The sequence below is a fragment of the Komagataeibacter oboediens genome (genome assembly GCF_003207815.1).
In the GTDB taxonomy this organism is placed as follows: Bacteria; Pseudomonadota; Alphaproteobacteria; order Acetobacterales; family Acetobacteraceae; genus Komagataeibacter; species Komagataeibacter oboediens.
Genome location: NZ_NKTX01000010.1, coordinates 42,812 through 56,605, shown reverse-complemented (window position 1 = coordinate 56,605; position 13,794 = coordinate 42,812). Strand labels below are relative to the sequence as shown.

General features: G+C 64.5%; 8 protein-coding genes. 4 read left to right on the top strand and 4 right to left on the bottom strand.

What is annotated here, in order from left to right:
• Window position 1: 1 nt before the first annotated feature.
• Both CFR80_RS07020 and CFR80_RS07015 read right to left on the bottom strand, forming a co-directional pair.
• On the bottom strand, window positions 2–508 hold the full coding sequence (locus CFR80_RS07020) for a peroxiredoxin (RefSeq protein ID WP_042658743.1): 507 nt from the start codon (window positions 506–508) through the stop codon (window positions 2–4).
• Window positions 509–632: 124 nt separating this feature from the next.
• Window positions 633–3,647 (bottom strand): bifunctional [glutamine synthetase] adenylyltransferase/[glutamine synthetase]-adenylyl-L-tyrosine phosphorylase, encoded by a 3,015-nt coding sequence (locus tag CFR80_RS07015; protein ID WP_010513105.1) that lies wholly within the window; start codon window positions 3,645–3,647, stop codon window positions 633–635.
• 65 nt (window positions 3,648–3,712) lie between these two features.
• Here CFR80_RS07015 and CFR80_RS07010 point away from each other — a divergent pair, with 65 nt between their 5' ends.
• Window positions 3,713–7,042, top strand: coding sequence for an AsmA-like C-terminal region-containing protein (locus CFR80_RS07010; protein ID WP_010513104.1), 3,330 nt, complete (start codon window positions 3,713–3,715; stop codon window positions 7,040–7,042).
• Window positions 7,043–7,153: 111 nt separating this feature from the next.
• On the opposite strand, the gene CFR80_RS07005 is transcribed toward CFR80_RS07010, so the two are convergent.
• Together CFR80_RS07005 and CFR80_RS07000 are read right to left on the bottom strand one after the other, a co-directional pair.
• Window positions 7,154–8,455 (bottom strand): MFS transporter, encoded by a 1,302-nt coding sequence (locus CFR80_RS07005; protein WP_181418175.1) that lies wholly within the window; start codon window positions 8,453–8,455, stop codon window positions 7,154–7,156.
• 63 nt (window positions 8,456–8,518) lie between these two features.
• Window positions 8,519–9,883: a dicarboxylate/amino acid:cation symporter gene (locus tag CFR80_RS07000; protein WP_010513102.1), complete on the bottom strand. Its 1,365-nt coding sequence runs from the start codon at window positions 9,881–9,883 to the stop codon at window positions 8,519–8,521.
• 241 nt (window positions 9,884–10,124) lie between these two features.
• Here CFR80_RS07000 and CFR80_RS06995 point away from each other — a divergent pair, with 241 nt between their 5' ends.
• The 3 genes from CFR80_RS06995 to CFR80_RS06985 are packed head-to-tail and all read left to right on the top strand — an operon-like array spanning window position 10,125 to window position 13,640.
• Window positions 10,125–11,465, top strand: a complete 1,341-nt coding sequence (locus tag CFR80_RS06995) for a DNA recombination protein RmuC (protein ID WP_010513101.1) — start codon at window positions 10,125–10,127, stop codon at window positions 11,463–11,465.
• A gap of 50 nt (window positions 11,466–11,515) precedes the next feature.
• Window positions 11,516–12,253, top strand: coding sequence for a response regulator transcription factor (locus CFR80_RS06990; RefSeq protein ID WP_010513099.1), 738 nt, complete (start codon window positions 11,516–11,518; stop codon window positions 12,251–12,253).
• Window positions 12,243–13,640, top strand: coding sequence for a sensor histidine kinase (locus tag CFR80_RS06985; RefSeq protein ID WP_010513098.1), 1,398 nt, complete (start codon window positions 12,243–12,245; stop codon window positions 13,638–13,640). The genes CFR80_RS06990 and CFR80_RS06985 overlap by 11 nt, the downstream gene beginning before the upstream one ends.
• The last annotated feature ends 154 nt before the right edge of the window (window positions 13,641–13,794 follow it).

Below are 13,794 nucleotides of genomic sequence, written 5' to 3'. Positions count from 1 at the left end.
TCTAGCCGCCGGTAGCCGCCTGTAGCGTCAGGGTCGCAATGGCCTTGCGCACGGCGGCGACGTGGTTCGTGACCTTGACCTTGCGCCATGCCTGGACCAGGTGCCCGGTGGCATCGACCAGGAAGGTCGCGCGTTCAATGCCCATGTATTTGCGACCGTACATGGATTTTTCCACCCATACGCCATAGGCCTCGGTCACCGTGCCGTCACTGTCGGACGCAAGCGGGAAGGTCAGGCCATGGTCGGCTACGAATTTTTCGATCGCGGGCATGTCATCGCGTGAAACCCCGATGACGGTTACGCCGTCTTTATGCAGGTCCGCCAATGCGGCCTGGAATTCACATGCTTCCTTCGTGCAGCCCGAGGTATTGGCCTTGGGATAGAAATACAGGACGAACGGATGTCCCTGCAGTGCATGCAGGCTGACCGCGCGGCCGTGGCTTGCGGGCATGCTGAAATCGGGAACGGCGCTGCCGGGTTCGGGAAAGGGGGGTGTCGTGTCGCTCATGACCTGCCTCGCTGATCTGGCTGCATGCGCCGCCCCCATCGGGGGGATGCATGCAGTCGTGGAATGGGGGCGATCATGCACCGCCCTGTCCCGTTCGGGAACCGTCGCCATGCGCGCCGCGCGCTTATGTGTCCGTGGTGGGCGGAAACAGCCGGTCGAATACTTCGCGTACGTCAGCAGCCATGCGGTCCATGCGCGCAAGCAGCCTGTCCGCGTCCGCCACCCGGAATTCACCCGTCAGGATTTCAAGGCTGGCGGCGGGAATGGTATCGGGTATCTCACTGCCGCAAATGATGCGGATCAGCCCCTGCAGCGCCCGCCAGAACAGGTCGGCGCGCCGCAGCAGGCGTGCATCGGCCGGGGCGATTTCCCCCCCCTGCGCCAGCCGCAGCAGGGCCAGGCGGGTGGATTGGCGGCGGTTGGTGGGATCAGTTGTCAGCAGTTGCAGCCCCTGGGCCACGAATTCCACATCCATAAGTCCGCCGCGACGGCGCTTGATGTCCCACAGGCTGGTGGCGGGGCGTTCACGGGCAAGGCGTTCGCGCATGTGGCGCACGTCATGGATGATCTGGTCGCGTTCCTGCGCGGTGCGGGCGCCGTGGCCCAGTGCCGTGGCAATGGCCGCGCGCAGTTCGCCATTCAGCCGCGGCGGTCCCGCGACGACGCGTGCGCGCGTCAGGGCCATGCGTTCCCAGGTCCATGCGGATTCCGCGTGATAGCGGCGGAAGGCGGACAGCGAGACGGCAACCGGCCCCTTGGACCCCGACGGACGCAGCCGCATGTCCACCTCGTACAGTGGTCCCTCGCGCCCCGGCGCGGTCAGTGCCGCGACAAAGGCATGCGCCAGCCGGACATAATACGTGCCGGCCGCCAGCGGGCGAGGGGGCAGGCCATCGGCAGGTGTTGTGGCGGGGACGACGCTTTCCCCCGCATCGGTGGGGTGATCGAACACCAGCATGAGGTCAAGGTCCGATCCCGGCATCATTTCACACGATCCGGCCTTGCCCAATGCGACCACCGACATGGACCCGCCGGGCACCGTGCCATGGCGGCGCCTGTGTTCGGCGCTGACCACGCGCAACAGGCCCCGTATCACCGTTTCCGCCATGGCCGTGCGCGCACGGGCGGCGCGTTCCTCGCTCATGCGGTGTTCAAGGCGTGCGACCGACAGGCGGAATTCCTCGCCACAGACAAGGCCGCGCAGTACCGGCAGCACCTGTTCGGCCGACTGCGCACCTGCAATATGCCGCCGCACCAGCGCCGTGGCAGTGCCCAGCGCGCCGGGGCCGCCATCCATGTCCAGCAACCCGTCCAGCGCGGAGGGCGTCTGCGCCAGATGGTCCGCCAGGAATGGCGCGCAGTCCAGCACCGTGACGATGCGGTGGATCAGCGCGGGATTGCGTTCCAGAAGCGACAGGAACTGCACCCCCGCCCACTGGCGTTCCAGCAGCGCGTCAAACCGTCGCAGCACGGTCAGCGGCTGCCGGCGCTTGCCTATTTCCGTCATGATGGCGGGCAGCAGCCGACGCAGCAGCTTGCGCGCCCGGTCCGAGCGCAGCGCGCGCAGGCGGTTGCCCTCCCACCGGTTCAGGATGACCAGGGCGTCGCTTATGTCGGCTGCGGGAAAACCGTGCTCGAGCAGCCGGTCGGCGGCATCGGCATCTTCAGGGGCGATGGTGATGTCCTGCGCGTCATTTTCGGCAAACTGCAGATCGAAGGTGCGGCGCGAACGCTGCATGACCGACAGTATGCCACAGGCCAGGTCCCCCGCACCCGATGCCATCATGAACGTCGCAAAGCGCGCGAATCCGTCACGTGTGTCCGGCAGGGTATGGGTCTGGTGGTCCATGCGCATCTGCAGCCGGTGTTCGGCCTGTCGCAGCATGCGGTAATTGCGGGCCAGTATTGCGGACTGCTCACGTTCCAGCAGACCCGCGCGGCGCAGCCTGCGCAATGCGCCCAGCGTGGTGGGGTCACGCAGTTCGGGCCGCCTGCCGCCCCATACCAGCTGCAGCGCCTGGGCCACGAATTCCACTTCCCGTATGCCGCCCTGTCCCAGCTTGACGTTCTGTCCCAGCAGCCAGCCCGTGGCCGCGTCCGGATCGCGGATGAATTCGGGCGGCAGGCTGCCCAGGTTGGCATGTCCCGCGTTACGGTGGCGGTCGATCCGTGCTTTCATGTCGTGCAGATCGTCAATTACCGCGAAATCCAGATGGCGGCGCCATACGAACGGATGAATGCTTTTGAGAAAACGGCGCCCCGCCGTAATGTCTCCCGCGACGGGCCGCGCCTTTGTCATTGCCGCGCGTTCCCATGTCCGGCCCATGCTTTCGTAATACTGGATGGCGGCGGGAAAGGACACGGCGGCAGGGGTGGCGGACGGGTCCGGGCGCAGCCGCAGGTCCATGCGGAAAACGTAACCATTTGCATCACGCGCTTCCATAAGCGTGACAAGATCGCTAGTCATGCGCACAAAGGTATGCCGCAGTTCCCCATTGCCGGGGTGACGGTCCGGGTCATACAGGATGATCAGGTCTATGTCCGAGGAGTAGTTCAGTTCCCGCGCGCCCAGCTTCCCCATTGCCAGAACCACGAAGCCGCTGCCCCGGCACGGGGTTTCGGGGTTACGCAGGCGCAGCCGCCCGGTGTCATGTGCATGCAGCAGCAGATGTCTGACCGCGGCGCCCAGTGCATTCTCGGCCAGCTGGCTCAGCGCGAGGGTGACCTGCTCCAGCGTCCATGCGCCGCCGATATCGGCCAGCGCAATGGCCAGCGCCGCCTGCCGTTTGGCAACGCGCAATGCAGCCATGACCTCCGCGCGGGCGGTTTCGGGCGGCAGGGCCTCCAGATCCGACAGGATGCGCCGCACGCACGTATCCGCCCCATCGCTCAGCAGGTCGGCAAAGGCCATCGTGTCGCGCAGCGCCAGATCGGACAGGTAGGGGCTGTTTCCCCCGATGGCATCCAGCAGTGGCCCCAGTCCGGGTATCGCCGCAATGTCGGGCAGCCCTGCGCGCGCGCAGGCATCCGTCAGGTTTTCACGCAGGATACGGGCCGCGCGCGTATCGGCCGCGTGGGGCCATGTGCAGCCATGCCACGATGGATGCGGCGCGAGGGGGGGGAAGGCAGGCTGGTCCATGGCGAACGGTCCGGTAAGGGGCTGAAAAGTCACGCGGCCTTGCGTGATGGCATAGCGTGGGCGGCATGACGGAAGCAGGTCAACCCTCTCCCGCCCCGGACCCGGTGTCCAGTCCCGGCCGCGTGCGCCGCGCGGTGATGGCGGCCGGGCGCGTGGTGATCTGGCTGGTGCTGCTGTGCATTACACTTCCTGCCGTGCTGCTGCTGGGGCTGACGGTGCGGCTGTCCGCCGGGCCGCTGGATGTAACGCCGGTGGTCAGCCTGCTCATGCCGCTGCCGGTTGCCCATGGCCTGCGGCATCAGGACATCATCGGCTCCCTGTCCGCCGGGCATGTGCGTATGGGGTGGAACGCCGTGCATGAAGGCCTGCGCGCGCCTCTGGTCATATGGGTGGAGGATGTGCGGATCCAGCGCCGTGACGGGCAGGTTGCCGATACCCTGCGCCGGGGGCGGCTGACACTGGACAGTCCGGCGCTGTTTCATGGCAGCGTGCGGATACTTGAACTCTCCGCCTCACATGGGCGGCTGAAACTTGCGCGTAACAGCCAGGGCAAATTCGGTCTCGACCTTGGGCCTGACACGCCATACCCCTCGACCAAACCCGAAGAACCGGCCCCCGTGGACCTGACGGCGCTGCGGCAGGCGGTCATATCCGATACCCATGTCAATTTTGCCGATCGCATGACCGGGCGCACATGGCGGCTGGGTGAAGCCGATGCGCGGCTGAAGGTCGTGACGGAGTCCGGGCAGAAGGGCATTACGGGTGATGTCCGCCTCGGGCTGGAGGGCAATGGCGAACGGCTGGTGGTGCATGGCACGGGCGATCGCGTCGGGCCGGGGCAGGTGAACTGGACCCTGCAGCTTGACCCGATCAGCCCCGCAGCCTTTGCGCCGGGACAGAAGGAGGTCGAACCGCTGGGCCTGCCGGTGGGGGGGCAACTGCAGGTCGCCTTCCGTAATGGCGGGCGGGATATGCCTTTCCTCATGCCGCGTGATTTCACGCTGCACCTGAACGCGGGCAACGGGAAGGTCACGACACGCAAGGCCGGGCAGTTCCTTGTGGGTGAAGGGGAGGCCGACCTGGTGGGCGCGCTGGGGCCGGGGCCGGGCAATGCACCGTTTGATGGTCCGCTGCATGTCATGCTGAAGCGGCTGGAACTGCACCTGCGCGCGCCGGGCCATGCGACCGATGATGGCAGCGGTCCCACGCTGGATGCTACGGCGGACCTGAAATCGGCATCCCTGCTGCATCCGAAGGCGGTGGCGCTGAATGTCGCGGCGCGTGCGCGGTCCCTGGATTTTGCGACGCTGGGCGATTTCTGGCCCCCCCGCGCCATGAAGGGGGCGCGTCGGTGGGTGACGCAGAACATTCCTGAAGGACACGTGCAGGAACTGCAGGTGAATATGGGGCTGTCCAGCCACAGGGGCTGGGACGGGCTGGACCTCGTCTCGCTGGGGGGGACGATTGACGCCGACCATATGGAACTGCACTGGCTGCGTCCCATCCCGCCCATGCATGACATGGATGCCCACCTGACATTCGATGGCCCGGATGAAATCATGATCCGCTTCGGCCATGCCTATCAGCTGGTGGACCTTGCGAACCGCCATGTGGACGCCACCGGGACAGGCCGGATCGAGGTCGGGCCGGGTTCCATGCGCATTACGGGCCTGAATGAAAAGGTGCAGCTGGGGGACATCAACGTCACCCTGCTGGGGAATGCGCGCGATGTGCTGGCGCTGCTGGCCGAACCGCGGCTGAATGTGCTGTCGCGCCATCCCATGTCCTTCACCCACCCCGAAGGGCGGGCCAATGTGTCGCTGCATATCGCGCTGCCGCTGGATGCGCATGTGCGGCTGGACCAGATCGACCTGCGCAGCCATACCGATCTGGGGCGGGTCCATCTGGGCAATGTGGTGGTGGGGCGGCCGCTGGATAATGGCAACCTTGGGATCGACGCCACGATCAACGGCCTGCTGCTGCAGGGGACCGGGGTGCTGGCGGGGATTCCCTCAAGCGTGATCTATACCATGGATTTCCGCAGCGGGCCGATGGTCCATGCGGTGGAAAGCGCCAGCCTGCAGGGACATGTCACGCCGGAAGGGGTGCGGCGTGCCGGTTTCGAGATGGGCGAGCATTTTTCCGGCAGCGCCCAGCTGGATGTGGATTACGACCGTTACGTGGGCGGCAGGGCGCAGGTGGATATCGACCTTGACCTTGACCGTGCGGCGCTGGCCATCCCCATCTGGTCCAAGAAGGTGGGGCAGGAGGCGAATGCCTCCGTCGAACTGGATCTTGACCATGGCCAGATTTCCAGCATCGAAAACATCCGTGCCGTCGGGCCTGACCTGCTGATCGATGGCCATGCCGAAACCGCATCCGGCGTCGCGCGCCGCCTGATCCTGCGCGGGTTCCATGTCGGCCGGTCCATGGGCAATGCATCGGTGACGCTGCCGGTGCGTGACAGTGACCCGATCGGGGTGAATGTGGCGGCAAGAGTGCTGGACCTGTCGCCGCTGGTTTCATTCCAGACCGCCAGGGATGATACCGCATCCGCCAAGGTGGCCAGCCAGCAGGGCAGCAGTGGTTATCATGTTCCCGAAATGGCCAGTGGCCGCGTCAAGGGGCCGCCGGGGCGCAGGTGGGATCTGAATGTGGATGCCCGCACCCTGTATTACAGCCCGAAAGATACGCTGACGAATGTGCATAGCCATCTGGAAACCAATGGCGTGCGCCTGACGCGCGGCGTCATGACGGTGGAAGGACCGGTCGCCGCCGAGGCACACCTGACCCCGCAGGGTAATACGCGTGTGCTGGACGTGCATGTGGCCAGCCTTGGCACGCTGCTGCAGGACATGAAGGTGACCGATGAAATGCAGGGCGGCGTGACCGACATTACCGGCAGCTTTGACGACAGTGTCGCGACTGCCCCCTTCTCGGGCAAGGTGCATATGGGGCCGTTCGTGCTGCGCAACGTGCCGGCAGTCGTGCGCATGGCCAACAATGCCTCGATCTATGGCTGGCTGCGTGCGCCGCATGCGCCCAGCTTTCAGGTCGAACAACTGGATGCGCCCGTCACGCTGGATGAAGGCAATATCCATATTGCCGACGGGCTGGTCAGCAATGCCTCCCTCGGGGCCACGGTGTCAGGTGACGTGAACCTCGAGAAGAAGACACTCAACCTCGATGGCACCATCATCCCCGCCTTTGCCGTGAACGCGGCGCCGGGGCACCTGCCGGGGCTGCTGGGCTGGCTGTTCAGCCCTGAAAAGAATGGTGGCGTCGTGTCCGCCACGTATCAGGTCACGGGGCCGATGGATAACCCGGCGGTGCACGTGAACCCGTACGCCATGCTGCTCCCCGGTTTCCTGCGCAACCTCATGCATATTCACTGAGGGTGCGGGCCCGCCCGTAAAACAGCGGGAAGTTCTGGGTGAAGTTTTTTTTAAAAGCTTTGAAAGAACACCGCCTTTTTGAAAAAAGGCGGCACTCCAAATTTTTGTTTTTTAGCGTTCCTGCGTGATGCGGTCATGACCGGGCAGCACGAACAGCACGGTCAGCAGCGAACAGGCGATGCATCCGGTCACGTACCAGTAAAACAGCCCTTCATGCCCGATCTGCTTGAACCACAGGGCCACGTATTCCGCCGTGCCACCAAAGATCGAGACGGTCAGCGCATAGGGCAGCGCCACCCCCAGCGCACGGATACGGGTGGGAAACAGTTCCGCCTTGACCACCGCGTTGATGGACGTATAGCCCGAAATCCCGATCAGGGCCGCCGTCACCAGGCCAAACGCCGCCAGTGGGGACTGCACGCAGGACAGCGCCTGCATGAGCGGGACGGTCGCAAGACAGCCGATAACACCAAAGGACAGCAGCAGCCGCCTGCGGCCCACCCGGTCCGACAGTGCGCCAAAGGCCGGCTGGACCATGGCGAACACGACCAGCGACGCGGTGGACACCAGCGTGGACTGCTCCCTGCTCAGCCCGGACGTGTTGACCAGATATTTCTGCATGTAGATGGTGAACGTATAGAACGCGACCGTGCCCCCCAGCGTCAGGCCGCATACGCCCAGTACCTCGCGCGGGTGGCGCAGCAGTACGCGCAGGCCGCCATGGGCAGCGGGGTCATGGCTGGCTGCATTGAACTGTTCGCTTTCGGCCATGCCGCGCCGGAACCACAGGATGGACAGCGCCAGCAGCGCGCCGATACAGAATGGAACGCGCCAGCCCCATGCCCCAAGCTGCGCGGGTGTAAGCAGGACGAACTGCAGGATCAGCAGCACCACAAGTGCCAGAAGCTGGCCCATGACCAGCGTGACATACTGGAAACTGGCATAAAACCCGCGTTGCGCGGGTGGTGCGATTTCTGACAGGTACGTGGCGCTGGCCCCGTATTCGCCCCCCAGGCTCAGCCCCTGCAGCAGGCGTGCCAGCAGCAGGACGCAGGGCGCCGCAAGGCCAATGCGGTCATATGTCGGGCAGGCGGCAATAGCCAGCGAGCCGGCGCACATGGCAACGATGGAAACGCTCAGCGCCGCGCGTCGCCCGTGCCGGTCCGCCATAAGCCCCATGAGCCACCCGCCCACCGGCCGCATGAGGAAACCGATGGCGAACACCGCCGCACTGCGCAGGAGTTCTGTCGTCTGGTTGCCCTTGGGAAAGAAGTCATGGGCAAAATACATGGAAAATGCCGCATAGACGTACCAATCGTAATATTCGATCAGATTTCCGGATGAACCCGCAATAATGCTTCGTATTCTCTGCGCGGTGGTCAGCGCGCCGGTCTGGATCGTGAAAACAGGCATGATGGGCAACCTATGGATGCGAAAGGAGCGTCAGGGAAAGGAAAGGCGTATGCCGCGCGTGACCTAGCGGGACGGGCGGTCGGGCAGGGCGGTCGTGCCGGCGATGATGGGGGTGTCAGCATCTTCATCGCTGATGCGGCCCGACAGGGCGGCAGCCAGACGGTCGGTATCCAGCGCGCCTTCCCACCGGGCCAGCACGATGGTGGCTACCGCGTTGCCGATAATATTGGTCAGCGACCGGCATTCCGACATGAAACGGTCAATGCCCAGGATCAGCCCCATGCCCGCCACCGGTACGTCAGGCACCACCGCCAGCGTCGCGGCAAGGGTGACGAAGCCCGCCCCCGTGACCCCCGCTGCACCCTTGGAACTGATCATGGCGACCAGCAGCAGGCTGATCTGCTGCCCCAGCCCCAGATGCACGTCCGTCGCCTGCGCGATGAACAGCGCCGACAGCGACATGTAGATGTTGGTGCCGTCAAGGTTGAAGGAATAGCCCATCGGCACCACCAGTCCCACGACAGAGGGTGCGCAGCCGGCGTTTTCCATCCGGGTCATGAGGCTGGGCAACGCCGATTCAGACGAACTGGTGCCCAGCACGATCAGCAGTTCCTCACGCAGGTAGGCCAGCAGCGGCAGGATGCGGAAGCCGTTCCACCGCGCGACCGCCCCCAGCACCACCACCACGAACAGCGCGGACGTGGCATAGAACGTCGCCACCAGGAAGGCGAGGTGCAGCACGGACCCGATGCCAAACCGCCCGATGGTGAACGCCATGGCCCCCAGCGCGCCGATGGGGGCTGCATACATGACCAGCCGCACCACCCCGAACACCAGTTGCGTCAGCTGCTTGAGCAGCGTCAGGATGGCCTGTCCCTTCGCCCCCATGTGCGACAGGCTGATGCTGAACAGGATGGCGATCAGCAGCACCTGCAGGATGTCACCGGACACAAAGGCGCTGACTACCGTGTCGGGAATGATGTTGAGCAGGAAGTCACTGAACGAATGGGCCTGCGCACGCGCGGTATAGGCGGCCACCGCATGGGTATCCAGCGTCGCGGGGTCAGCGTGGATATGCGCGCCCGGCTGTACGATGTTGGCCATGACCATGCCCACCACCAGCGCCAGCGAGGAAAAGGTGAGGAAATACACCATCGCCTTGCCCGCCAGCCGCCCCGCCTGTCCTAGGTCGGACAGGCTGGCGACACCCGTTACCACCGTCAGGAAGATGACCGGCGGGATCACCATCTTGACCAGCCGGATGAACCCGTCACCCAGCGGCTTCAGCGTCACGGCCGCGTGCGGGCAGGCATAGCCCAGCACGATGCCCGCCACGACCGCGATGACAACCTGTGCATACAGGCTGCGAAACAGGGATCCGCGCCGCGCCGGTCGGGCTTGCGGGCAGGTCGGCGTTTCCTCGGGCATGGTGGATGGGTCCTCAAGAACGGTTCGGTTTCCGGCACCGCGAACGGGCGGGGTGAAGGCATGCCGGGGCACGCTAGTGGGTTTTGGCGCCATGCGAACCTGAAAATCAGGTGAAAGGCGGAATGTTACGGTTGCTGCATATCACGGTTGCCAGATATTCCAAAAAAACATGATGGCTTTACATCCCCGGCGTTACAGGGCACGGACATGTTTTGTTCTGTCTGATGGGAAATCATCCACCATGTCCGATATGTCCGGATCTGCGCTTTTGTGGCTCGGGGTGGTGTTTGCCGCCGTATCGTGCCTGGTGTCCCTGATCGTGCTGCGCCGTCTTTCGCTTATGGCAGGGCAGGGGGAAGCGGACCAGCTGGCGCGGCTGTGCGTGATGATGGAGCGTGAGACCGCGGCCCGCGTGGCTGAAAACGAGGCCCAGCGCGCCCGCATGGCGGATATTGAACGCGCGCTGTCAACGCGGCTGGACCAGCGGCACCAGGAAATGACCGAAACCTTCAACCGCATTGCCCGCATGATGGGCCGCGACCTTGCGGACATGCGGGTGACGCAGTCCGAATCCCTGCGCGAAATGGCGGAGGAGGGCAGGCGGCAGAGTGATGAACTGCGCGCCGCCGTGAATGAACGCCTGCATCAGGCTGTTGAAAAGCAGATGCAGACATCCTTCCAGCGTGTGCTGGAACAGATTGCCGCCATGCAGAAGGCCATGGGCGAGGTTTCGGCCATGACCGCGCAGGTGGGCGATCTCAAGCGCCTGTTTTCCAACGTCAAGACACGGGGCGGGTGGGGTGAATCCCAGTTGCGCAGCATTCTGGATGACGTGCTGCCCGAAGGGGCGTACGAAACCAACCGCCGCCTGCGTGATGACAGCCGCGAGGTCGTGGAATTCGCCGTGCGCATGCCGGTACGCGCCACCGTGCCGCCGGTGCTGGCCATTGATTCCAAATTCCCGACCGAAGCCTACGAGCGCCTTCTGCAGGCGGTTGAGGATTGCAACCCCGATGCCGAACGCGCCGCGCGTCGCGCGCTGGAAACCACCCTGCGTATCGAGGCCCGCAAGATCGCGACCAAATATATCGTGCCGCCTGTCACGGTTGAATTCGCCGTCCTGTACCTGCCCACCGACGGGCTGTATGCCGAGGTTGCGCGGATTCCCGGCCTGCTGGACGAAATCGGCCGGACCTATCGCGTTATCGTGATGGGGCCGGGGTTGATGCCCGCCATGCTGCGGACCATTCACCTTGGTTACGTCACGCTTGCGCTGGAACGGCGCACTGATGACATCGCGCGCCTGCTGGGGGCCACGCGCCAGGAAATGCTGCGCATGGATGGGGTGCTGGAAAAACTGGCCCGCAATGCATCCGCCATGTCATCCTCCATTGATGAAGCCCGCAGGCGTACGGGCCTTGTCACCCGCAGGCTGCGTGAACTGGATGTGGATACCCACACCGCACCTGCCGGGGATGACGGCTTTCCCCCACCGCCCGCCACGGATGATGGCGGCGGCGCGCAGACGGACATGACGCCCGCATGGTCGCGGGAAGGGGCCGGAGGTATGGGGCGTAGCTGAAAACGATTTTAATTGGCCGTGTTCCGGCCCGCGCTGCATAAAGAGGAATCATGAGCGTTCCGTCCGAAACCCACCGTCCCGAAACCGTGCCCGTTCCCCCCACGGGCGGGGCCGCGCCGCGTGTCCTGCTGGTGGAGGATGACAGCAAGATCGCGCAGGAAGTGGCGGAGGAACTCGAAAGCCGCCAGTTTAATGTCCAGCATGAGGAGTCAGGCGCTGCCGGCCTGTCCATGGGGCTGAACGCGCATTTCGATGTCATGATCGTGGACCGCATGCTGCCCGAACTGGATGGCCTGACGCTGATCGAGACCCTGCGTGAGCGCAAGGTCCATGTGCCGGTGCTGGTGCTGTCCGCCCTGTCCGCGGTGGATGACAGGGTCAGCGGGCTGAAGGCGGGGGGCGATGATTACCTGACCAAGCCCTTCGCGATGGAGGAACTGGCCGCGCGGGTGGAGGCGCTGCTGCGCAGGCCCGATACGTCGCGCCGTACCATGCTGCGTGTCGGTCCGCTGGAAATGGACCTGATCGAGCGCACCGTCACGCGCGATGGCGTGCTTATTGACCTGCTGCCACGTGAATTCCGGCTGCTGGAATACCTCATGCGCCGACCGGGACAGGTGCTGACGCGCAATATGCTGCTGGAGGATGTGTGGAATTACCGCTTCATTCCCCAGACCAACCTGGTTGACGTGCATATCGGCAAGCTGCGCCGCAAGATCGATGAAAGCGGCAGGCCGCCCCTGATCCAGAGCATCCGCGGCGCGGGGTTCATGCTGCGTGATTCGTAACGAACTGTTCCGTACCGCCACCTTCCGCCTGACGCTGGCGGTGGTGGCGGCAATGATCGGTTCGGCGGCGTTGCAGTTCTTTTTCGGCTACAGCCAGGCCAGCGTGTTCGAGGCCCGGCGTTCGGACATGCTGCTGCTGCGCGAGGCCGGTATCCTGCAGCGCGAAACCCCCGCCGAACTGGAACAGCAGGTGCGTGACCGCGCCACCGATGACCTGCGCATCATCATGAACGTCACGACGCTGTTTGATACGCAGCAGCATTACATCGTGGGCGACCTGCACAGCTGGCCCACAGGACTGGTGGCGGACGGGCATGTGCATGTCATCGGGCCGGAGGCGATGGGCGGCGGTTCCGCCACGGTGCTGCGCATGGTGGCGGTCAGCGTGCCGGGGGGACGGTACCTGGTGCTGGGGCGAAGCCGGCACATGCGCACCGAGCTGCGGCTGATGATGCGGCATTCCATGCTGGTTTCGATCGTGCCGACCGTCCTGTTTGCGCTGGTTACGGGCATCATCCTCAGCCACCGCGCCCTGTCACGCGTAAAGGATATGCATGAGGCCATCGACCGGATCATGGAAGGTGACCTGCATGAACGCCTGCCGGCGGGAAAGCAGGATGATGACCTCCAGCGCCTTGCGGGCAGCGTCAACCGCATGCTGGACCGGCTGGAGCAGCTGCTGGATGAAATACGCGACGTGGGCAACGACATCGCCCATGACCTGCGCACGCCCCTGGCGCGCGTACGTGCCCGCCTTGACCGCGCACTGAACGCCGATCATTCGGCGGCCGCGCTGCGCAATGTCATTTCCCGTACCATAGATGATCTGGACCAGTCCTTTTCCATCATCACCGCGCTGTTGCGTATTGGCGAGATCGAGAACGGCCGCAGGCGCGCGGGCTTCGGTACGGTGGACCTTGACACGCTGGTGACCGACATAGTGGACCTGTATGAACCCATTGCCGAAACCAAGGGCATCCGCCTGTCGCACGTGGCCGGTGACGGGCCGATACAGGTGCAGGGGGACCGGGATCTGCTGATCGAGGTGCTGGCCAACCTGGTGGACAATGCCATAAAGTTCACACCCGAACGCGGGTGGGTGGAAATCCGTACCCGCATGAGCGGCGACTGTGCGCTGCTGCAGGTTGTCGATACCGGCATCGGCATTCCGGCGGAGGAACGCAAGGCCGTCATGGGGCGTTTCTACCGTTCGGACAAAAGTCGCCACATTCCCGGCAGCGGGCTTGGCCTCAGTCTGGTGTCGGCCATTCTGGCGCTGCATCACGCGCGGCTCGACATCATGCCGTCGCGCATGCATGACAGCCTGCCCGGCGTGACAATGAGCATCATTTTCCCACCGTCGAACGTGATCCAGACCGGAAACTAAATTGAAATTTCATTTGCCACCCGTCCTGCCCCCATTAACACCAGAAGGACAGACGGGGAGACGAGATATGTACGAACACCACCTGTCCGGGTCCGTGCGCGACACGGAATCCGTAACCGGCGGTCAGCCGACAGGGCGGATGGAAACAGGTCAC

Bases quoted from the DNA above. Each gene is read 5' to 3' on its own strand.
- CFR80_RS07020 (WP_042658743.1), bottom strand. From the start codon at position 508: ATGAGCGACACGACACCCCCCTTTCCCGAACCCGGCAGCGCCGTTCCC.
- CFR80_RS06990 (WP_010513099.1), top strand. From the start codon at position 11,516: ATGAGCGTTCCGTCCGAAACCCACCGTCCCGAAACCGTGCCCGTTCCC.
- CFR80_RS07005 (WP_181418175.1), bottom strand. From the start codon at position 8,455: ATGCCTGTTTTCACGATCCAGACCGGCGCGCTGACCACCGCGCAGAGA.
- CFR80_RS07010 (WP_010513104.1), top strand. From the start codon at position 3,713: ATGACGGAAGCAGGTCAACCCTCTCCCGCCCCGGACCCGGTGTCCAGT.
- CFR80_RS07000 (WP_010513102.1), bottom strand. From the start codon at position 9,883: ATGCCCGAGGAAACGCCGACCTGCCCGCAAGCCCGACCGGCGCGGCGC.
- CFR80_RS06995 (WP_010513101.1), top strand. From the start codon at position 10,125: ATGTCCGATATGTCCGGATCTGCGCTTTTGTGGCTCGGGGTGGTGTTT.
- CFR80_RS07015 (WP_010513105.1), bottom strand. From the start codon at position 3,647: ATGGACCAGCCTGCCTTCCCCCCCCTCGCGCCGCATCCATCGTGGCAT.